The sequence below is a fragment of the Mesorhizobium sp. M0296 genome (assembly GCF_040321675.1).
Taxonomy (GTDB): domain Bacteria; phylum Pseudomonadota; class Alphaproteobacteria; order Rhizobiales; family Rhizobiaceae; genus Mesorhizobium.
The window spans coordinates 88508-108168 of sequence record NZ_JAMYRZ010000018.1 but is presented as its reverse complement, the minus strand read 5'-3'; the positions used below and the strand labels follow the sequence as shown (position 1 = coordinate 108168).

The window sequence follows — 19661 nt, the reverse complement described above, 5'->3', positions numbered from 1 at the left end:
GCCGAACGGAGGCGAGATCATGCTTCAGAAAACCAGCCATTTCATGCGGCAGGCCAATCTCATCAATGGCGAATGGGTGCAGGCCGATTCAGGCCAGACGGTCGACGTCAACAATCCTGCCACCGGCCTCAAGATCGGCACCGTGCCGAAGTCGGGCAAGGCCGAGACCCGCCGCGCCATCGAAGCCGCCGACGCGGCCTTCCAGACATGGCGCAAGACCACCGCGCTCGAACGCTCGAAGCTGTTGCGCAAGCTGCACGACGCGATGATGGACAATCAGGACGTGCTGGCCGAACTGCTGACCATCGAACAGGGCAAGTCGCTGTTCGAATCGAAGGGCGAGATCGGCTCGGCCGCGTCCTACATATTGTGGTTCGCCGAAGAAGGCCGCCGCACCTATGGCGACGTCGTGCCGTCGCCCTGGGCGGACCGCCGTATCCTGGTGACCAAGGAACCGGTCGGCGTCATCGCCGCCATCACGCCATGGAATTTCCCGTCCTCGATGCTGGCCCGCAAGCTCGGCCCAGCACTTGCCGCCGGCTGTACCGCCGTGGTCAAGCCGGCGTCGCAGACGCCTTATTCCGGCCTTGCCTGGGGCGCGCTTGCCGAGGAAGTCGGCTTCCCCAAAGGCGTAATCAATATCCTGACCGGCGCTGCCGGTGAGATCGGCGACGAGATCTGTGCCAACCCGCTGGTCAAGAAGATCACCTTCACCGGCTCGACGGAGGTCGGCAAGATCCTGATCCAGAAGTCGTCGGTGACCGTCAAGAAAGTGTCGATGGAGCTCGGTGGCAATGCGCCGTTCATCGTCTTCGACGACGCCGACATCAAGCGGGCCGTCGCCGGCGCCATCACCGCCAAGTACCGCAATTCCGGCCAGACCTGCGTCTGCACCAACCGCTTCCTGGTGCAGGCCGGCATCTACGACCAGTTTGTCGAAAAGTTGGCTGCTGCGAGCAACGGGCTGAAGGTCGGTTCCGGCCTCGAAGACGGCGTCCAGCAGGGGCCGCTGATCGACGAAAAGGCGGTGGAGAAGGTCGAGGAGTTGATTGCCGACGCTACCGCCAAGGGCGGCAAGGTCGTCGCCGGCGGCAAGCGCCACGCGCTCGGCGGCTCGTTCTTCCAGCCGACGGTGATCGCCAATGCGACGCCGAGGATGCGCTTCATGAAGGAAGAGATCTTTGGCCCGGTAGCGCCGGTATTCAAGTTCGAGACCGAGGAAGAGGCCGTAGCACTCGCCAACGACACCGAGTTCGGCCTGGCCTGCTACTTCTACACCGGCGATCTCGGCCGCGCCTTCCGGGTCATGGAAGGGCTCAAATACGGCATGGTCGGCGTCAATGAAGGGCTCATCACTACCCCTGAAGCGCCGTTCGGCGGCGTCAAGGAATCGGGCCTCGGCAAGGAAGGCGGCCATCAGGGCATCGAGGACTATCTCGACACCAAATATGTCTGCATCGGCGGACTTGGTCTCTAGAAGCCTCATGCGGTAATACCGAAAAAGAACCCTGAGCCGCTTCGAAAGGCCGGGCTGGCGTCGAGCAACGAACTTGCGAGCATGGCGATGAAGGACGGCGAGGTTTTCGGCACGACGCAGGCGGGCGAGGAAGTCCGCCGTTTCACCATTCGTGGCGGCGGCCTCACCGCCAACATCATCGGCCTGGGTGCGATCATCCAGGATCTGCACCTGGCCGGGCACGACGCACCGCTGGTGCTCGGCTATGATCGTTTCGAGCACTATGAGACGGATACCGCCTTCTTCGGCACTGTCGTCGGGCGCTATGCCAACCGTATCCGCGACGGCCGCTTCACGCTTGCCGGCAAACGCTACCAGACCGAGCGCAATTTCCTCGAAAAGCACACGCTGCATGGCGGTTCGCAAGGTTTTTCGCGCCGTGCCTGGGCGGTTTCGCTGCATGGCAGGGATTTTGTCACGCTGACATTGCACGACCCGGACGGCACGATGGGCTTTCCCGGCGCGCTCGACGTGACCTGCACCTACCGGCTGAAGATCCCCGGCACGCTCAGCGTCGAACTGACCGCCACCTGCGAGGAGCCGACGCTCTGCAACCTCACCCAGCATTCCTATTTCAACCTGGACGACGGCGGCGCCGGCGACATTCTCGACCACCGGCTGATGCTGAATGCCGGCGCTTATCTTCCTGTCGACGCCGATCTGATCCCGACAGGCACGGTCAAGCCGGTTGACGGCACACCTTTCGATTTTCGCCAGGCGCGGCCGCTGCGCATGGAGACCGAGGGCGAGCAGCTCCCTTACGACCAGAATTTCTGCCTCGCCTCGACGCGTGGGCCGCTGAAGCAGGCGTCGTGGGCGCAAGGCGCGAATTCCGGCGTCGAGATGGAACTCTGGACCACCGAGCCGGGCGTCCAGCTCTATACCGGCCAGTATCTGGCACCGTCCTCGCCTGGACTGGGCGGGCGTCAATACAAGGCGTTTTCGGGCTTTTGCCTGGAGCCGCAAATCTGGCCGGATGCGCCCAACCGGCCCTATTTCCCGCAAGCCACGCTGTGGCCGGGCCAGATCTACCATCACGTGACGGAATACCGGTTCAGGCTGCCTTAGGGCATGACCCCCGGAAACCGGCATGGTTTTGCTGCGCTGACCTCCGGTTCGGAAAGGATCATGCAAAATTCAAAGTGTTATAGCGTCCTTTGCGCGTCCAATGACGCGCGGCGCTCTGGAGTCAAAACGCAATCACTCTGAACGACCGACTTCGAACCCTCTCGGACCTTTGACGCCGAGAGCCCTGACGACGCAAGTTGACCCGTTGAAGACGTTCATCCGCACCCGGTCGAAAGTCAGGAACGGCTGACGAGCGGTCATTCACCGCGCGGCCAACGGCGCGTTCTGGCTCCGACGCTTCCATGGGTGTAGGGTTGTGCCATAAAGAGGCGCATATGGCGGTTCCCCCTCTCAATCGGAAGCTGCTGGCGATCCTGGCGGCCGATATGGTTGGCTACTCGAAAGCGATGGAGGCCGATGAGGCCGGAACCATTGAGCGATTGAAAACCGTTCGTTCCGAGGTGTTCGACCCCGCCATCTCCCAGCACCATGGCCGCGTCGTCAAGTTGATGGGCGATGGCGCGCTTGTCGCCTTCGAAAGCGTGGTCGACGCAGTCGCCTGCGCAGCGGAAATCCAAAGCGCGGCGGCCGCGCGCAATGAAGGTCTGCCAGAGCCTGAGCGCATCGTGTTCCGCATCGGGGTCAATCTGGGCGACGTTGCGCTGGTTGACGGCGATGTCTATGGCGACGGCGTCAATGTCGCCGCGCGGTTGCAGCAACTCGCTGAGCCGGGCGGCGTGATCGTATCGGGCACGGCCTTTGACCATCTGCAGGGCAAGCTTGATTTGCCCCTCGATTTCGCCGGCGAGCAGCAGGTCAAGAACATCAGCCGCCCCGTGCGGATGTACCGACTGAGGCTCGATGGCAAGCGGGTGCGTTGGACCTTACGCAAGGCGATGCCGCGCTGGACCAGGACGACTGCAGCGGCCATCGTCGTGCTGGCTCTGGCGGGTGGAGGGACCTGGTGGTTCTTTCAGCCCGCGCCGCTGGGGGCCAAGCCATCGGTCGCGGTGCTGCCCTTCAATAATTATGGCGGCGACGAGGCCACCGGGCGTTTGGCCGATGGCTTGACTGAGGATATCATAACCGACCTCGCGCGGTTTCCCGAACTTGAGGTCGTGGCCCGGAATTCGACGGAAGTTTACAAAGGCAAGCCGGTGGATGCCCGCCAGGTAGCAAGTGCGCTCCATGTCGGCTTCGTACTAGAAGGCTCTATCCAGCGGCAAAATGGGCGGGTGCGGGTCACCGCGCAGTTGATCGATGCACAAACCGGCAACCATCTTTGGTCGGATCGTTGGGACCGGCCTGCTGAGGACGTTTTCGCCGTCCAGACCGAGATCGCAGAGCAAGTCACCAACCGTCTGGGCGGCGGCGTAGGGTTGATTCAGGCGGCCGGGCGGGCCGCGGCCAAACGTAAACGACCTGAAAACCTGAATGCTTATGATTATTATCTGCTCGGGACCGAGAAGATTGAAAAGATCACCATAGCGGATGAGGAGGAGGCCATCGCGCTTCTCAACCGCGCCGTTGAGCTGGACCCCGGGCTGGCCCGGGCCTGGGTAGAACTTTATCATGCTCATGGTATATTGGCTGGCTTCGGTATCAATCCCGAGAGCGAGATCAAGGCGGCTGCCGATGTGGCCGAACGCGCGGTGCGGCTCGATCCAAGTGACGCTGAGGCACACGCCGTGTTTGGTATGAGCCTCAGCCAGAAGGGCGACAACGCCCGCGCCAAGGCTGAGCTGGACACGGCCCTTCGTCTAGCTCCCGGTTCGTCCGAAATCCTGACATTCTATACCGGCTTTGCGGCACGCTTCAATGAACCCGAACGCGGCGCTCAGATGGTCGACCAAGTAATGCGGCTCGACCCGAACTACCCGATGTGGACGTCCAACTTCTTCGCCCCTGCCTATTTTATGGCCGGCCGATATGAGGACGCGTTGAAGATGCTGGAGCGCATGACGCCTAACAACTACGACAAGTGGAAGTGGGTGGTGCTTAGCAGCTCCCTTGCGGCTCTGGGTCGAATGGATGAGGCGAATGCTTCGGTTAGGGAAACTCTCAAGCAGTACCCGGACCTGACCGTCGAGAGCATGATTAATGAAGTGGGCTTGAGCACTAAAGAGCGCAGCCGGTTTATTGAAACAATGCCGCTCGCCGGCTTTCCGGCTTGCACCAAGCCCGAGGCGCTGGCGAAACTCGCCAAACCTGTGCGATTGTCGGAATGCGAGACGGGGGAGGCGAAGCCTCTCGGGCAGCCATAGAACACCCCTGTGCAAAGAAAGGCGAGGGCCGCTGCTCGCCAGCGCGCGAACGGCGCGCGTTGCCAGGAACGACCGCTGTGCATCGAAAGCGACAGTTCACTGGCCAAACGATGAATGGCGGCAAGTGGCGCTTAAATTTGGGTCCTTATCGGCTGCCGGAGAGCCAATCGCTCTCGAGTGCAGGCACTCCAGTGGAGTCCAGACGTTGGATTGGACCCTCGACCTCTACAAAAGCTCACTGAGCTTCGGGTCGGGCTACGACGGCATTCCGAAGCGATCGCTTCGGCGAGAAGTCGTCGTTCTCAATCGGGCGAAGGGGGAGACATCGGCGAAGACGGCATAAGGGAGGATGGGCCAGACCGAGCCGACGGAAAGGTCGTAGCCATTGGAGCGCATAGCGCCTGGCCGGGAGGCCGCCGCCAGCCAGACCTACGCGGCGCGTCGTTGAGCGAGGTGGAGACCCGAACGGGCTCGACGAGGGTCCACGGCGGTCACAATGTGGTGGTGGTGATCGCAGTAGACGCGATCCGGCGAAGTTGGCCCAGCACAAAAACGATAGCCGCCGGGTACTGACGGGTCTTCGCTCACCGGGAAGCGGCACTGATAGAGGCCTAGCTGAATGAGAGGGACGTCTCTCGAAGTTAGTCTGATATTTTCAGGCATGATGGTTTCCTAGTTCACAGCAATTGCCGGCTGACGGCCGCAGTGCGACCCGTCGGGGCGAGCTTCTCTCGTTTGGGAGGGCTACGGACTATATGGTGTTGGTAGCACCGTCAATGAAGCCCGACGCCCTGCTTCTGAAGCCAATAGTTTGCGACTTAAGGCCACACCCGCGAACGCATTGGCAATCTACCATCGTGTCCCCGAGGCACCCGCCCGCCGGTGTTTGTCGGCGGCGGGGCACTGGCTTGTGGCCCCCTATGAGACGCGCTCTGCCGACCCCCTCGTTCACAGTCCGGACCACCTCATGCCGGGTCGCTCTAGCCGCCAAAACCCAAATCACTCTAAGACGACCGAGTTCCGACCCTTGCAGTCGATCAGTTGCGAGCGTCGCATGACGCGATCTGACCCTGAGCTGCCCTTCGTCGGCCCATTTCACTGCCCGATAGCCGACATTCGCGGCACTCGGCACTGACCCCTTGCTGACCTTCTCCAAGACGAGCCCCAAGCGCAAGTCGTGGCCCCAGTGGGGACAATCGACAGGCGCGATCACCCTATGTAGCTGCTTGGCGATCGAGCCTCGAAGTCAACCTGATAGACTTTTGAAATGGGCGGCATAAAATTCGCTTTTCTGCTTTCAATGAAAGCAACGCGAAATGGCCGAAGAACGCGCCCAACGCCGCCTTGCCGCCATATTGGCTGCCGACGTGGTGGGCTACAGTCGACTTCTGGACCAGGACGAGCAAGGAACGTTGGCCGCTTTAAGGAGGAGGAGGAAGGAAATCCTCGAACCACTCGTCCGCGACCGTCATGGCCGTATTGTGAAACTGATGGGTGATGGCGTTCTGGTCGAGTTCGGAAGCGCGGTGAACGCCGTGTCATGCGCCGTGGACCTTCAGAAGCGGATGGCGGCCGCAAACGAGGGTGTGACCGCCGACCGGAGAATCTACCTGCATATCGGCATCAATCTGGGCGATGTCGTTGTCGAGGACGGCGATCTGTTCGGCGACGGCGTCATTGTCGCAGTGCGGCTCCAGGCAATGGCCGGGGCAGGAGACGTCTGTGTGTCCGGCAGCGTCTACGACCAAGTCAAGCGGAAGCTCGATTGCGGCTTCGACGAACTTGGTCCGCAAGCGATCAAGAACGTCACCGAACCAGTGTCTGTCTACCGGATCCGGCTGTCGACCGCATCGGACGATGGCGGGTTCGCGGAGAAAGCGCCTCTGCAGCTCCCCGCCAAGCCCTCCATTGCCGTCCTCCCCTTTACGAACATGAGCAATGATCCGGAGCAGGAGGCATTTGTCGATGGCCTCACCGAAGACTTGATCACGGATCTGTCGAGGACAAGCGAGTTGTTCGTCATCGCCAGCAACTCGGCATTTGCATACAAAGGCAGGCACGTGGATGTGCGTCGCATCGCGCGAGAACTGGGAGTTCGCCATCTTCTTGAAGGTAGTGCACGGCGGGCCGCTGGACGGGTGCGTATCAACGCCCAACTGATCGACGCGATCGCGGGTGACCACCTTTGGGCCGAAAGATTCGACCGGAGCCTAGAAGATATCTTCGCCGTTCAGGACGAGGTGACCGGCAAGATTGTCGAGGCTCTGGTTGGACGCCTGACCACCGCGCCGGCGCGCAACAGACCGAGCAACCTGGAGGCCTATGATCTCTGTGTGCGTGCCCGGGCCCTTGGCTTGCAAACCGCGCTCACCGCGAAAGAGGCCATTTTGCTGCTAGACCGGGCAATCGCGCTCGACCCGGAATACGCGGAGGCGCACCGTTGGCTGGCACTCAACCTCTGGCTGGGCTGGGAGTTCTGGGACGAACCGATGGACCCCAACCGCGCAAGAGCGCTCGCCGAAGCACAGCTGGCGGTCGAACTCGACCCGAACGACGCCGGGAACAGATGGGTATTGGGCGTCATACTTGGACATGAGAGTCGCTGGGTGGAATCGGATGCCGAATTCGATGCTGCCCACGAGTTGGACCCCAACCACGCCGACGCTTGGGCAATGCAGGCCGAGTTGACGACGGAAAAGGGCCGACCTGCCGAAGCCATAGAGCAGGTCCGCAGGGCACTGCGACTCAACCCTCACCCGCCCGGTTGGTATTACTGGATGTTGGGCCAGGCCCAATATGCCATGGGCGACTACGAATCCGCGATCCAAACGCTGCGCAGGCCCGAAACCTATCGCACGACTTCACGACGCCTGCTTGCAGCAAGCCTTGCGCAACTTGGCCGTTTGGAGGAAGCGCGCTGGGAGGCGAAAATGTTCATGATAAGCAATCCGCACTTCACTATCCGGCACTGGTCGGATTCGCAGCCATTCCCAGCCGAAGACGTGCGCCGGCATATCGTGGAAGGTTATCGCATGGCGGGGCTGCCAGAATGACTGTCATTGGTTATACCTTCGGCCTGCTGTCGACAGGCGTCCCAAGGCTGCCGCAGCAACGAATATTTTGGTCTTCTGACGGAACGAAATTCGCCATATCGTGCGTTTGTTTCGCCTCATGGTGTGCTTGAACATGGCCAGTGAAGACTTTCGGCACCGGATAGCGCGACGCGAGGACCTCGCCTCCATGATTGCGCTCATGGATGCAGCGATCTCCGAACTCCAGAAACCGTTTCTCGACGATGACCAGATCCGATCCAGCCGCGCAATCATGGGACTGGACACGCAGCTTGTCGATGATGGCACCTATTTCGTCGTGGAGCACGAGGGCGTCCTGGCAGGCTGCGGTGGCTGGAGCCGGCGCACGACCATGTATGGTGGTGATCAGTCACCGGGACGCAACGCGGCACTGCTTGATCCAACCACGGACGCGGCGCGTATCAGAGCCATGTATACGCATCCGGACTTTGTCCGGCGAGGCGTCGGTCGCCTTATCCTTTCGCTGTGTGAACGTGCCGCTAAGGCTGAGGGCTTCCGCCGTGCCGATCTGGCAGCCACGATGGCAGGAGTGCCGCTCTATCGAGCCTGCGGCTACCAGCCCGCCGAGAAATTCGTCGATGACCGTGGCGGCGCTCCGGTTCCGATCCTGATGATGAGCAAGACGCTCTGAGCTACGCTCAAAGGCCACTCGCTCGCGGCCGGCATTCGCTCCGGCCAGTTTGGCAGGAGGAGGATGCTGGAGATTGAACCAGGCCATCTCGAACGAAACAGTACTTCGCCTGTACTTCCGCTCCATGGTCGAGTCGCGACCGACGTGGAGGTTTTCGCGAACGTCTCGAGATGGCGCACGTGGTCGGGTGGCGCGTTGAGTTTAACCGGATCAAACGACCATCCGCTTCGGGTCCGCATCAGGTCGTAGCGAGAACGACCGCAATGGTGAAGGGCCATGATTGTCAGCAAATGGCGCTCTGTGCTCATTCCCGCCGACTAATTCAAACGGCAAGTTCCGCCCATCTGGGCCATTGGCGGCAGCCAGTCTGATTGAGTTTTGACCCTAATCCTCAAACGCCGCCCTCAGCGTTTCGAACGTCGCAAACACGCCCAATGCAGCGCCCTCGGGATTCTTGGTCGGTGGCAGAGCTTCAGCTATCCGGCGCACCAAGGTCGTCTCAGAACCGGCTGGAGCGTTCTTTCGGCTGAGGCGACTTCAAGCCGTGACAGGAGCATTCCGGATCAGCGGGAAGTCGCGCGGCGGTCTCCAGCGCGACCCGCGACGCAGTCATGGAGAGGCTCGGCAACACGTCCTCCTGCAGCAGTTTCTGGCGATTGCGATCCATATAGTCGTTGAAGCCCGCCGTCACGAACGCGCAAGGCACGAAACACGCGCCGATCTCGCGCGACAAGGTCGCCTCAGGGGCTATGGAATGGTTGAGTACATCGGCCCCCATGCCCCGATATGCCAAGGCTTCGGCAGGCGTTGTCAGCCGGGGCCCATAACAATGGGCAGCCACCAACTGCTGTTCGATGCCATAAACGCGGCATTCGGCTGGCCAATGACGGCGCGCCGTTTCGACCAGAACCGCCGCACATCTTGGACACACGATTTGCTTGCCCGAACAGTCAAAGCTCTGACGGTCAGGAAGCAGTGAAAACGGGGTCTGCGTCAGTTCGATGATATCGGCGGGCACCACCATGTCGCCCGGCTGGATCGCCTTGTTGACGGCGCCTACAGTCGAGCAGGCGAGAACTTGCCGTACACCCGCCCGCATCAATACCCAGAACGCGCGGCGATGGCAGGAATGGTCGATACGGTCGCGGGGATTGCCGTGCGAATACATGCACAGCGCGCGTTTTGCTCTCCCTTCGGCTGTGATCGACGCATCGAACTCGAGCAGCTTCCAGTTGTCGGTGCGACCGAAAGGTGTTTCAAAACTCATGTCGCGCCGCAAGGTGCGCACACCATCGAATTCGACATCTTCCGGGAAGGCAAGCCCCCAGTTTGCCGACCCGGTGATGATGGCCAACCCTACCTGAGGGATGTCCGTCGAATGATCCGTCAGATCGTCGGCTGCATGGTAATTGGTGGGCATGTTTCCAGTCTCGGTCAGGATTTTTGGCGAAGGGTCACAATCAGGACCACAGCCACGACGATGACGGTCCACAATGTCGAGATCGCCGCAATGGTCGGATCGATCTGATCGCGCAGCGACAGGAACATAAGCTTCGGCATCGTGCTGTTGCGACCACTTGCGATGAAGATCGAAATCACGGACTCGTCGAGCGAAGTCAGGAACGCCATCAATGTCGCCGACAGCAAGCTGATCCGAAGTTGCGGAACGATGATTCCGCCAATGGACCTGGCCCAGTTTGCACCGAGGCTGCGCGCCGCCTGAACCTGGTTCCAGTCAAAGCGGGCGAGAGCGGGTAGCAACACAATGCAGGCGACCGGAACGGCCAGCACCACATGTCCGACCAGCACACCGAATAGCGTTCCGATCAGATGTTGTGCGGCCAACACAAAGAAGAGACCGATCGCAAGCAGGATACCTGGAGTGATCGAGGGGGTCAGCAGGACGCTCTGGATGGCCGCAGCGGTCTTTCCGCCCAGCCGATTCATTGAAATGCAGGCGAGCAGCGCGAAAGGCACCGCGATCAACGCCGTCAACGTCCCAAGGATCAAACTCGTTCTGAGCGCGGCCATCCACGTTGCCGAGCCGAAGAAGTTCTCGTACCAGCGCAATGAGTAGGCGTGCGGCGGAAACTCGAGGAGATTCGACGCCGAAAAGGAAAGCGGCACCACCACGAGCGTCGGCAGCATCAGAAATGCCATGACAAGAGCGGCAAAGCTCCAGAGCAAAGTGCGGGCGAGCCTGTTTTGCGGATAGGCTTCAAGCATGGGAGGCTTCCACGGTGTTCCGGGCAACCAGACGGCGTGCCGCCAGCAACATCACGCCGATCAGCGCCATAAGAACGAGGAGCAGAATGCCCAGGACGCTTGCCGACCCCCAGTCCTGAAAGGTCGAGAGTGTACGCTCGATCCGGGTAGAGAGCGGATTTACCTTGCCGCCGCCAAGCACCGCCGGCGTGATGAAAAAACCTATGGCGTAGATGAGGACGATGATCGAACCCGAGAAGATGCCGCCCGCCGAAAGCGGCATAATGACTGTGCGGATGACCTGCCTGAGAGTGGCTCCCATGCTCGCAGCCGCGCGAATGAGATTTGGGTCGATATCGCGCATCGCAGCATAAACAGGCAGCAGAAAAAGTGGCAGCATGTAGTGCACCATGCCGATGAGCGTTCCCGTGAAGTTGTAGACCAGCGGCAATGGCTCCGCCGTCAGGCCTGAACCGGTCAAAGCCGCGTTGATCAGGCCGTCGCGCCGCAAGAGCACGAGCCAACCATAGGTACGCACCAGAATAGAGGTCCACAGCGGCAGCATGACGAACGCCATGAGCACGTTGGCCAGCCTTGGTCTGACGCTGGCTAGCGCCAGCGCCAGAGGAGTGCCGAGGAGAATGCAGCCCGCCAGCGTACCCAAGGACAGTTCGAGGGTCGTGACGAGCGCCGACCACGTCAGTCCGCTCGAAAGGACCTTCTCGTAGTTGCCGACGGTGTACTCACCCCCGGTGGTCAGGAAGGATTGCCGGATGATCCAAAGGATGGGCAGTATCGCCGCCAGTCCAACGATGAACAGCGCCGGGAGCGAAAGTGATAGAAAAAACCGCCGCTCGCGCCGCGCATCCGCCGCGAGCGCCGGGTCCCGGACGACGGTCACGCCATCGCTCCCGGTATCGCGTGAATCTTCGCTGCTGGTGCATATGCGGTCATCCGCTGACCGGCGGCAAGCTCGGCGCAGCCGCCGGCCAGCGCTGCCGGAATGCAGACAAGAACCTCTTGCCCGCCGTCAAGCGCCAGCGTCAAAAGCCAGTTCTCGCCGCGGAACGCTTTGGCGCGCAGTATTCCTTCGAGAGCCACTCCGTCTCCCCCGACGAGCTTCGCATCAAGATGGAAGCTTTCGGCGCGGATCATCAGGGTTTCGCGTGATGCTTCGGCGCCGTCGATTCTGCGCGCTGAGCCCGGGGCCACAATGTTGGCCTCGCCCATGAACTCCGCGACGAAGCGGGTCGATGGACGATCATAAATCCGCTGCGGCGTATCTATCTGCTGGATGCGGCCAGAATTCATCACCGCAATCCGGTCAGACATAATCAGCGCTTCGCGCTGGTCGTGGGTTACATAGATTGTGGTGATCCGTAGATGATCATGCAGACGCCGGATCTCATACTGCATGGTCTCGCGCAGGTTCTTGTCGAGCGCCGACAGCGGCTCGTCCATCAACATCACGCGCGGTTCGAAGACGATAGCCCGCGCCAATGCCACCCGTTGACGTTGGCCGCCGGATAGTGCGGCAATATTGCGCTCCGCCAGACCATCCAGCTTCACGCGGGCCAAGGTATCAAGCGCCCGCTGACGCGCCTCCGCTCTCGGTACCTTGCGCAGCACCAGCGGATACGCGACGTTCGCCAGGACATTCATGTGGGGAAACAAGGCGTAATTCTGGAATACTATGCCGATGTCTCGTTTGTTGGGCGGCAGGCGGGTGATGTCTCGATCGCCCAAGAAAAGTTTACCGGAATCCGGCCTGACAAAACCGGCCAGAGCCATGAGTAACGTGGTCTTGCCCGATCCCGATGGTCCAAGCAGCGTGAGGAATTCGCCAGCCTGAATGTCGAGCGAAACATCATCCAGTGCGACGTAGGACCCATAAGCCTTGTGCACGCTTTCGATGGTGATCGCGAGCGACTTCATCATGTGCTCCAGCCTTGAAGCGCATCGCGTTCGACCGGCTTCACGCGACGCGCTTTAGGTTCTTGTTTTCATGCATGTCGTTGTCGCGCTGCACATTTTTGCGCGACATGCGTCAGAGCTGAGAGTCAGCGAGCCATCATTTCATCGAAGGCTCTTTGGGCAGCCTCGCCATTCTTGACCCACCATTCTGAATTGGAAAACACCGAAGTGCCAGCATTTTCAGGCGCTGTCGCAAGGGTCTTCAGACGGTCCTCGGGAATAAGGCCACCCTTATATGCCGCAGGATTGACTGGGCCGTAGGCAATGAAATCGGTCAGCTTGGCAACCCGCGCGGGCTGCGTCATCGCTGCGATGAGCTTCATCGCGGCTTCCTTGTTCGGCGCTCCCTTCGGCACCCCAAGACAGTCCGTGCCGATGACCGAACCCTTGAACGTGTAGTCAGCCGCGCCGCCATCGGCTTTCACGGTTTGGGCGCGTCCGTTCCAGGTAATGACCAAATCCGCCTCACCGTCTTTCAGCAACTGCGCGGACTGGGCGCCCGAGGTCCACCACACGGCGACATCTGGTTTGATCGCTTCAAGCCGCTTGATGGCGCGCTCTAGCCCTTCCGGCGTGCTGAGCACGGAATAGACGTCCGCCGGTGCCACGCCATCGGAGAGAAGCGCGATCTCGATCGAGTCTTGCGCATTGGCGCGCAACGCGCGACGGCCAGAAAATTTGGCAACATCCCAGAATTCCGCCCACGTCTTCGGCGGGTTCTCGCCATAGGTCTTGGTGTTCCACGACATGACGGTGCCATAGGAGTCAAACGGATAGCAGTAGTCGGACTTCGCACCCTCCGGCACGGATTTCGGATCGATGATCTTGTAGTCGAGTGGCTCCAGCAGCGATTGTGCGGCCGCCTGGGCACCTTCCGGTGAGCCCAGGTGAATGACGTCGGTCGTGACCGCACCCGAGGTGACCTGCATCTTCAAGGCGGCCAGGCCGTCGCTTAGGGTCTCCTCGCGGACATCATAGCCAAGCTCTTTTGCAGCAGGCCCCCACATGGCTTCCTTCATGGCATTACCATAATCCCCACCTGCGGTCGTGATGGTGACTGTTTGCGCATGAACGGGCAGGGCAGCCGAGATTGCGAATGCTGTTAAGGAAATGCGTAGCCAGGACATAGGTTCTCCTCCCCAACTTTATCAAACATCGCTCAAAAGAGCCATTATTTTGTAATCGTAACGTTACGATTGCATCTCAATGCGCTGGAGTCAAGCTGCTTCCTACGGGAGTTTCGATTGACCGGGATGTCGAATTCGGTAACGTTATGGCGGTCAGCAAATCAGCCGGCGCTTTCGCAAATGAAGTCGGGCGAACAATGGCCAATCTAAAGCAGATCGCCGCGGAACTTTCCCTCTCGGTGACCACGGTATCCCGCGCTCTGAAGGATGGGCCGGAGGTGCAGCCCTCGACCATAGCCCGCGTCAAGGAGGCGGCTAAGCGGGTCGGCTATTTACCAAATCATCATGGTCGCGCGCTCAAAACCGGTCGAACGCAGACGCTGACGGCAGTACTCCCGATGGAAACACGAGACCATCTGTCCGATCTGTTGAAGCTTCCTTTAATCGAAGGCATGACGCTGGCGGCGCGGCAAGCCGGTTATAGTCTGTCCATCTATTCCACCACTCCCGACGACGATCCCGTCGAGAGTGTGCAGCGGCAGCTTCAGGCGCGCAGCGCAGACGGCCTGATCATCACGCGCCTGGTGTCGGCTGATCCGCGCGTCAAGCTGCTGCTGGATAAACGCATGCCGTTCGTCGCGTTTGGAAGAACCGACCTGGATATCGCGTATCCTTATGTCGATGTCGACAATGAACAGATTGCCTACGAGGCGACCCGGCGGCTCATGGATAAGGGCTGTCGACGCATTGCGCTGCAACTTCTCGTTCCGGAGGACCAGGCGAGTGCCGTGCGTCTTTCCGGGTATGGAAGGGCAATGGCCGAGGCTGGTATTCCGATCGACCAATCGTTGATCGGTCATGGCATGTTCACCATGGAATCGAGCGCAGGCTGGTTCGATCGCTTGCTGGCGTCATCAGATCCGCCAACGGGCTTGGCGTGCGCCAACGAACTGGGCCTTCTGGGAGCGTTGCACGCTCTCGGCAAGCGGGGTCTCACACCAGGCCGCGACGTTCACATTGTCACCCGTGACAGCACGCGGCTGGCACGCTTCCTGCCGGCAAAGATCGGAGTTCATTCCGTGGATATGGCGGGTGTTGGACGCAAACTTATCGAAGTCCTGGAGAGCCGGATCATCAATCCGCTTGGGCCGGTGGAGACAGTCTTGGTGCAAGGCAGATTCGAGCCGGCCGAATAGTCCGGGCTGCCCTCAGGAGGCCACCTCGTCTTGAACCGGCCGGATCAGCGCCTTTGCGGCAGCTGCTCCCGCCGCTAGGATACGATCCGATAATTCCGTTCCTTCCACGGCGCGCGCGAGTTGAAGCGCGCCGATGAGCGTTGCAAACATGCCCAACGCAGCGCCCTCGGGATCGTTCGTCTGCGGCAGAGCTTCAGCTATCTGGCGCACCAGGGATTGAGCGCGCTCGGCATAGAGGGCTCGCGTTTCAGGCGGCTGCCGCGCGATTTCCGGCAACAACGCGGCCGAAGCGCAACCCTTTCCAGGATTGTCCCGGTGCTCGGCCGATAGATACGTCTCTATGGCCATTTCCGGACCGCCGGCGGCCAATGCTTCCTGCACTTCATGCGACTGCGCGTCCAAGGCCGCCGCCACGCTTTCACGGACGAGCTCCGCCTTCGACTGGAAGTGCGGATAGAAGGCGCCGTTCGTCAGCCCGGCGTCGCTCATGATGGTTGCCAGCCCGGACGCCGCGATGCCGTCAGATCGAAAACGTTCGGCGGCGACCTCCATGATCCGGCTGCGTGACGCGTCTTTTCGGCCCTTTTCGTAGCGCATGGTCTTTCTTTCCTGTCCTGCTATTGCATTATGCTCATAATCTGATATTACGATCATAATTCAACTCGTGGAAATAAGCTAGACCTCTCGAACCTGGAACATCAAAAATGAATGGGAATTCTGAAAAGACCGCAATCGTGACCGGAGCCTCCTCCGGCATCGGCCGCGCCAGCGCCGAGGCCTTGGCGCGGGCGGGTTTCACTGTCTTCGGGACAAGTCGCCGCAAGACCAGTAATGGTCCGGGCGGAGTGACCATGCTGGCATGCGACGTGACCGATGATGCGGCCGTCAATGCGCTCGTTGCCACCGTGCTCGCGCAGACCGGCCGGATCGACCTCCTGGTCAACAATGCCGGTGTCGGTCTGCTAGGAGGCGCCGAGGAATCCTCGGTCGCCCAGGTACAAGCCCTGTTCGACGTCAATCTGTTCGGCGTCATGCGAATGACCAATGCGGTGTTGCCGTCGATGCGGCGGCGCGGCGAAGGGCGCATCATCAATATCGGCTCCATTCTGGGACTGGTACCCGCGCCATACTCAGCTCATTACTCGGCGGTCAAGCACGCGCTCGAAGGCTATTCGGAATCGCTCGACCACGAGGTGCGCGCCTTCAACGTCCGCGTTTCCGTCATCGAGCCGGCATTCGTTCGCACCGTCTTCGACCAGAACGGCATCGAGCCGGATTCGCTGTTGAAGGAATACGATCGGGCTCGAGCCGGGCTCAAGGCGCTGCTGGGCGATGTGATGCCCAAAGCCGATCGGCCGGAAGTGGTGGCGGATGTGGTTGTCAAGGCAGCGACCGATGCCCGCCCGCGACGGCGCTATACCGCTGGCAACGCAGCGCGCCAGGTCAGCCTGCTGCGCCGCTTTGCCCCCGCGGGGATTTTCGACAAGAGCCTGCGCAAGCAGTTCCGCTTGCCGGTCTGAACAACGGCGAGGCAGAGGATTTCACGCACATGCGACTAGCAACTACGACACATTTGGCCAGGCCCTACGAAACGGAGGCGCCAAGCATGACACATAGATCCAATCGGTCGCCGCGTTCACCGGCGTTGTTCCAGGACGCGCCAACGCGCTCCGTCGATGTCGGCGGCATAGCTTTTGCGTACAGGGAACTCGGGCCCAGGACGGGCGTGCCAGTGATCCTGCTCAACCATCTGGCTGCTCAGCTGGACAATTTTGATCCGCGCATCGTCGATGGCCTCGCTGCGACCCGGCGGGTAATTGCCTTCGACAATCGCGGCATCGGTGCTTCGGGTGGCAAAACTCCGTCGACCATTTCCGGCATGGCGCGGGATGCAATCGCCTTTGTCCGGGCGCTGGGGTTCGAAGAAGTCGATCTCTTCGGCTTTTCACTCGGCGGCTTCGTGGCGCAAGAGATTGTGCTGACCGAGCCCAAGCTTGTGCGCAAACTCATCCTGGCTGGCACGGGGCCGGCCGGTGGGCAAGGCATCGACAAGGTAACGCCGCTGACGATCGTGGACATGATCAAGGGCGCGCTGACTTTTCGGGATCCGAAGTACTATCTCTTCTTCACAAGAACGCCGAATGGGCGCCGCGCCGCAAACGCATTTCTGGAACGGCTGAAGGAGCGCCGGAACAACCGGGACAAGGCGATATCGCTGAGCGCGTTCGGCGCGCAACTCAAGGCGATCAAGGCCTACGGACTCCAGGCGCCACAAGACCTGAGCACCATCCGCATTCCCACTTTGGTTGCGAATGGCGACCAGGACAGGATGGTGCCGAGCAGCAATACCTATGATCTCGCCGGGCGTATCCCGGGGGCGCATCTGGTCATCTATCCGGATGCCGGGCATGGCGGGATATTTCAGAACCACGCCGATTTTGTCCCGAAGGCCCTGTCCTTCCTCGAGGCTGAGGCCTTGCCGCAAGGCGGCTATGCAGCTGAAAACGTTCGGCTTGTTTCGTCCCGAACAGCAACAGGCATTCTTAGAAAGTAACTGCCATGAAGGCATTCGTTGTCGATAAGTATAACAAGAAGGCTATTCTGCGGCTGGCCGAAATGCCGGAGCCGGAGCTCCAGGACAGCGATGTCTTGGTCGAGGTCCATGCCGCAGGGGTGAACCTGCTCGATTCCAAGGTCAAAACCGGAGAATTCAAGCTCATCTTGCCCTACCGCCGGCCCTTCATCCTGGGCCACGACGTGGCTGGGAAGGTTATCCGCGTGGGATCGAAAGTCAGCAAGTTCAAGGTCGGCGACGAGATCTATGCGCGGCCGCGCGATGGCCGGATTGGGACATTCGCCGAATTCATTGCCGTGAATGAGGCCGACGTAGCCTTGAAGCCCGAGAATCTCAGTATGGAAGAGGCGGCGTCGATTCCCCTGGTCGGTCTCACCGCCTGGCAGACGCTCATCGAACGGGCAAACCTGAAGAAGGGACAGAAGGTCTTCATTCAGGCTGGTTCCGGCGGCGTCGGGACATTTGCTATTCAGTTGGCCAAGCACCTCGGCGCGACCGTTGCGACAACCGCGAGCGCGGCGAGTGCCGATCTGGTCAAAAGTCTCGGCGCCGATGTCGTCGTCGACTACAGGAAAGACGACTTGGAGAAAGTTCTGTCGGGCTACGATGTCGTCTTGAACAGCCAGGACGCCAAGACACTGGAAAAATCCCTGAGGGTGCTGAAACCGGGTGGCAAGCTCATCTCCATCTCCGGTCCACTGGATGCCGAATTTGCCAGGGAAAAGGGACTGAACTTAATGCTGAGGCTGGTGCTCAGCTTCCTGAGTCGCGGAATTCGGGCCAAAGCCAAGCGCCGCGGCGTGCAGTTTTCGTTCCTTTTCATGTGGGCGCAGGGCGATCAGCTGAGCAAAATCACCGCTCTCATCGAAGCCGGCGCGATCCGCCCGGTTGTGGATCGGGTCTTTCCATTCGAGGCGACCAATGACGCCCTGGCCTATGTCGAAACAGGACGCGCCAAGGGCAAGGTCGTCATCAAGGTCAGATAGCAGTTGCCTCGAACGCAGCCTTGAGCGTCTCGAACGGCGCCAGGGCGCCGCGCACCTGCACGACGGCGGCGGCGACGCGATGGGCGCGCAGCACCGCCTCTGCCGGGGCATGGCTGGCAAGGCGAGCGGCGAGGTAGGCGCCGTTGAAGGAGTCGCCGGCGCCGGTGGTGTCGACCGGGGTGGCGACGTGTACCGCCGGCACCGATTGCGAGGTTCCGTTTTGCGCGATCAGCGCCGGTTCCTCGCCGTTCTTGACGACGACTTCGCCGACCAGCTTTCGCAGCCGTTCAGCTGTTTTCTGCGGTGTTGTATCACCAAACAGCATCTGCTCGTCGGGAAAGGTCGGTAGCGCGATGTCGGCGACGGCGAGCGCCTCGAGGATCGCGGCCTGCGCTTCCTCGCTTTGGCGCCACAGCCTCGGCCGGTAATTGGGGTCGAAGGCAATCAGCGAGCCGGCCGCGCGCGCCTTGGCCACGGCCGTCAGCAGTACCTTGCGTGGAGCCTCGTCGAGGATTGCCAAAGTTATACCGGAAAAATAGACAAGCGCTTGGTTTTCAAGGCTTTTCTGCAATGCGGCTGGGTCCGAAGCCAACTGCCTTGCGGCCGCATCGGCCCGCCAATAGGTGAAAGAACGTTCGGCGCCGGTCAGCGTGATCGCATAGAGGCCGGGGCGGGCGCCCGCTATCACCGGGCTGGCGCCGATGCCGATGCCGTTCTCGGCCAGGAACTTGATCTGGTCGCGTGAGAACGGGTCGTCGCCGAAGGCCGACACATAGGTCGCCGGCCGCTCGCCGCTCAAAGCATGCAGCGCCCACAAAGTGTTGAACGTGTCGCCGGCAAAGCCCATGCGCCAGTTCGGCCCGGCCTGGCCCGAAAGCTCGAGCATGCACTCGCCGATCGAGGCGATGCCGATTCCTGCCATGAAGCACTCCTCCATCCTGCAATTGCGGTGCTGTAGCTTTTTGCTGCCGGCAGCGCCATGCTTGGCGACGGCGGATTCTTACACTGGGCGCGATTTCCCACAGGG

16 protein-coding genes are annotated in these 19661 nt (G+C 60.9%); 9 read left to right on the top strand and 7 right to left on the bottom strand.

Annotated features, from left to right (window positions below; translation table 11 throughout):
• Window positions 1-19 precede the first annotated feature (19 nt).
• The 5 genes from NKI97_RS18730 to NKI97_RS18705 all read left to right on the top strand — a co-directional run bounded on the left by NKI97_RS18730 (window position 20) and on the right by NKI97_RS18705 (window position 8571).
• Window positions 20-1477 (top strand): NAD-dependent succinate-semialdehyde dehydrogenase, encoded by a 1458-nt coding sequence (locus NKI97_RS18730; protein ID WP_352451969.1) that lies wholly within the window; start codon window positions 20-22, stop codon window positions 1475-1477.
• 81 nt (window positions 1478-1558) lie between these two features.
• Complete coding sequence (locus NKI97_RS18725; protein ID WP_352451968.1) at window positions 1559-2584, top strand: aldose epimerase family protein; 1026 nt, start codon at window positions 1559-1561, stop codon at window positions 2582-2584.
• A gap of 335 nt (window positions 2585-2919) precedes the next feature.
• A complete protein-coding gene (locus NKI97_RS18720) occupies window positions 2920-4848 on the top strand; it encodes an adenylate/guanylate cyclase domain-containing protein (protein ID WP_352835778.1) in 1929 nt (642 codons plus the stop codon).
• 1316 nt (window positions 4849-6164) lie between these two features.
• Entirely contained in the window at window positions 6165-7901 is a 1737-nt protein-coding gene (locus NKI97_RS18710; protein WP_352835775.1) for an adenylate/guanylate cyclase domain-containing protein, read from the top strand.
• A gap of 187 nt (window positions 7902-8088) precedes the next feature.
• Window positions 8089-8571 carry a GNAT family N-acetyltransferase gene (locus tag NKI97_RS18705; protein WP_352726408.1) on the top strand — a complete coding sequence of 161 codons (483 nt, stop codon included), beginning with the start codon at window positions 8089-8091 and terminating at the stop codon, window positions 8569-8571.
• 499 nt (window positions 8572-9070) lie between these two features.
• On the opposite strand, the gene NKI97_RS18700 is transcribed toward NKI97_RS18705, so the two are convergent.
• From NKI97_RS18700 to NKI97_RS18680, 5 genes are all read right to left on the bottom strand, one after another.
• Window positions 9071-9991 carry a phosphorylase family protein gene (locus NKI97_RS18700; RefSeq protein WP_352744755.1) on the bottom strand — a complete coding sequence of 307 codons (921 nt, stop codon included), beginning with the start codon at window positions 9989-9991 and terminating at the stop codon, window positions 9071-9073.
• Between the two features lie 14 nt (window positions 9992-10005).
• Window positions 10006-10797 (bottom strand): ABC transporter permease, encoded by a 792-nt coding sequence (locus NKI97_RS18695; protein WP_352470332.1) that lies wholly within the window; start codon window positions 10795-10797, stop codon window positions 10006-10008.
• Complete coding sequence (locus NKI97_RS18690; RefSeq protein ID WP_352470333.1) at window positions 10790-11677, bottom strand: ABC transporter permease; 888 nt, start codon at window positions 11675-11677, stop codon at window positions 10790-10792. Before NKI97_RS18690 ends, NKI97_RS18695 begins: the two co-directional genes overlap by 8 nt.
• Window positions 11674-12711 carry an ABC transporter ATP-binding protein gene (locus NKI97_RS18685; protein ID WP_352744840.1) on the bottom strand — a complete coding sequence of 346 codons (1038 nt, stop codon included), beginning with the start codon at window positions 12709-12711 and terminating at the stop codon, window positions 11674-11676. The genes NKI97_RS18690 and NKI97_RS18685 overlap by 4 nt, the downstream gene beginning before the upstream one ends.
• Before the next feature lie 125 nt (window positions 12712-12836).
• On the bottom strand, window positions 12837-13877 hold the full coding sequence (locus NKI97_RS18680; RefSeq protein WP_352747786.1) for an ABC transporter substrate-binding protein: 1041 nt from the start codon (window positions 13875-13877) through the stop codon (window positions 12837-12839).
• Window positions 13878-14023: 146 nt separating this feature from the next.
• On the opposite strand from NKI97_RS18680, the gene NKI97_RS18675 reads away from it, so the two are divergent.
• Complete coding sequence (locus NKI97_RS18675) at window positions 14024-15073, top strand: LacI family DNA-binding transcriptional regulator (protein WP_352747784.1); 1050 nt, start codon at window positions 14024-14026, stop codon at window positions 15071-15073.
• A gap of 12 nt (window positions 15074-15085) precedes the next feature.
• On the opposite strand, the gene NKI97_RS18670 is transcribed toward NKI97_RS18675, so the two are convergent.
• Entirely contained in the window at window positions 15086-15670 is a 585-nt protein-coding gene (locus NKI97_RS18670) for a TetR/AcrR family transcriptional regulator (RefSeq protein WP_352451959.1), read from the bottom strand.
• A gap of 107 nt (window positions 15671-15777) precedes the next feature.
• Between NKI97_RS18670 and NKI97_RS18665 the strand changes: the two genes are divergently transcribed.
• The 3 genes from NKI97_RS18665 (at window position 15778) to NKI97_RS18655 (ending at window position 18634) form a co-directional block, all read left to right on the top strand.
• Entirely contained in the window at window positions 15778-16593 is an 816-nt protein-coding gene (locus tag NKI97_RS18665; protein WP_352451958.1) for an oxidoreductase, read from the top strand.
• A gap of 86 nt (window positions 16594-16679) precedes the next feature.
• On the top strand, window positions 16680-17627 hold the full coding sequence (locus tag NKI97_RS18660; protein ID WP_352744742.1) for an alpha/beta fold hydrolase: 948 nt from the start codon (window positions 16680-16682) through the stop codon (window positions 17625-17627).
• 5 nt (window positions 17628-17632) lie between these two features.
• The gene (locus tag NKI97_RS18655; RefSeq protein ID WP_352724868.1) at window positions 17633-18634 is read left to right on the top strand and encodes an NADP-dependent oxidoreductase; all 1002 of its coding nucleotides are present in this window, start codon (window positions 17633-17635) and stop codon (window positions 18632-18634) included.
• Here NKI97_RS18655 and NKI97_RS18650 read toward each other — a convergent pair.
• Window positions 18627-19556, bottom strand: a complete 930-nt coding sequence (locus tag NKI97_RS18650) for a sugar kinase (protein WP_352747779.1) — start codon at window positions 19554-19556, stop codon at window positions 18627-18629. The genes NKI97_RS18655 and NKI97_RS18650 overlap by 8 nt on opposite strands.
• Window positions 19557-19661: the final 105 nt, after the last annotated feature.

Bases quoted from the DNA above. Each gene is read 5' to 3' on its own strand.
- NKI97_RS18710 (WP_352835775.1), top strand. From the start codon at position 6,165: ATGGCCGAAGAACGCGCCCAACGCCGCCTTGCCGCCATATTGGCTGCC.
- NKI97_RS18695 (WP_352470332.1), bottom strand. From the start codon at position 10,797: ATGCTTGAAGCCTATCCGCAAAACAGGCTCGCCCGCACTTTGCTCTGG.
- NKI97_RS18665 (WP_352451958.1), top strand. From the start codon at position 15,778: ATGAATGGGAATTCTGAAAAGACCGCAATCGTGACCGGAGCCTCCTCC.
- NKI97_RS18730 (WP_352451969.1), top strand. From the start codon at position 20: ATGCTTCAGAAAACCAGCCATTTCATGCGGCAGGCCAATCTCATCAAT.
- NKI97_RS18700 (WP_352744755.1), bottom strand. From the start codon at position 9,991: ATGCCCACCAATTACCATGCAGCCGACGATCTGACGGATCATTCGACG.
- NKI97_RS18685 (WP_352744840.1), bottom strand. From the start codon at position 12,711: ATGAAGTCGCTCGCGATCACCATCGAAAGCGTGCACAAGGCTTATGGG.
- NKI97_RS18670 (WP_352451959.1), bottom strand. From the start codon at position 15,670: ATGCGCTACGAAAAGGGCCGAAAAGACGCGTCACGCAGCCGGATCATG.
- NKI97_RS18705 (WP_352726408.1), top strand. From the start codon at position 8,089: ATGATTGCGCTCATGGATGCAGCGATCTCCGAACTCCAGAAACCGTTT.
- NKI97_RS18720 (WP_352835778.1), top strand. From the start codon at position 2,920: ATGGCGGTTCCCCCTCTCAATCGGAAGCTGCTGGCGATCCTGGCGGCC.
- NKI97_RS18660 (WP_352744742.1), top strand. From the start codon at position 16,680: ATGACACATAGATCCAATCGGTCGCCGCGTTCACCGGCGTTGTTCCAG.
- NKI97_RS18725 (WP_352451968.1), top strand. From the start codon at position 1,559: ATGGCGATGAAGGACGGCGAGGTTTTCGGCACGACGCAGGCGGGCGAG.
- NKI97_RS18680 (WP_352747786.1), bottom strand. From the start codon at position 13,877: ATGTCCTGGCTACGCATTTCCTTAACAGCATTCGCAATCTCGGCTGCC.
- NKI97_RS18675 (WP_352747784.1), top strand. From the start codon at position 14,024: ATGGCGGTCAGCAAATCAGCCGGCGCTTTCGCAAATGAAGTCGGGCGA.
- NKI97_RS18655 (WP_352724868.1), top strand. From the start codon at position 17,633: ATGAAGGCATTCGTTGTCGATAAGTATAACAAGAAGGCTATTCTGCGG.
- NKI97_RS18650 (WP_352747779.1), bottom strand. From the start codon at position 19,556: ATGGCAGGAATCGGCATCGCCTCGATCGGCGAGTGCATGCTCGAGCTT.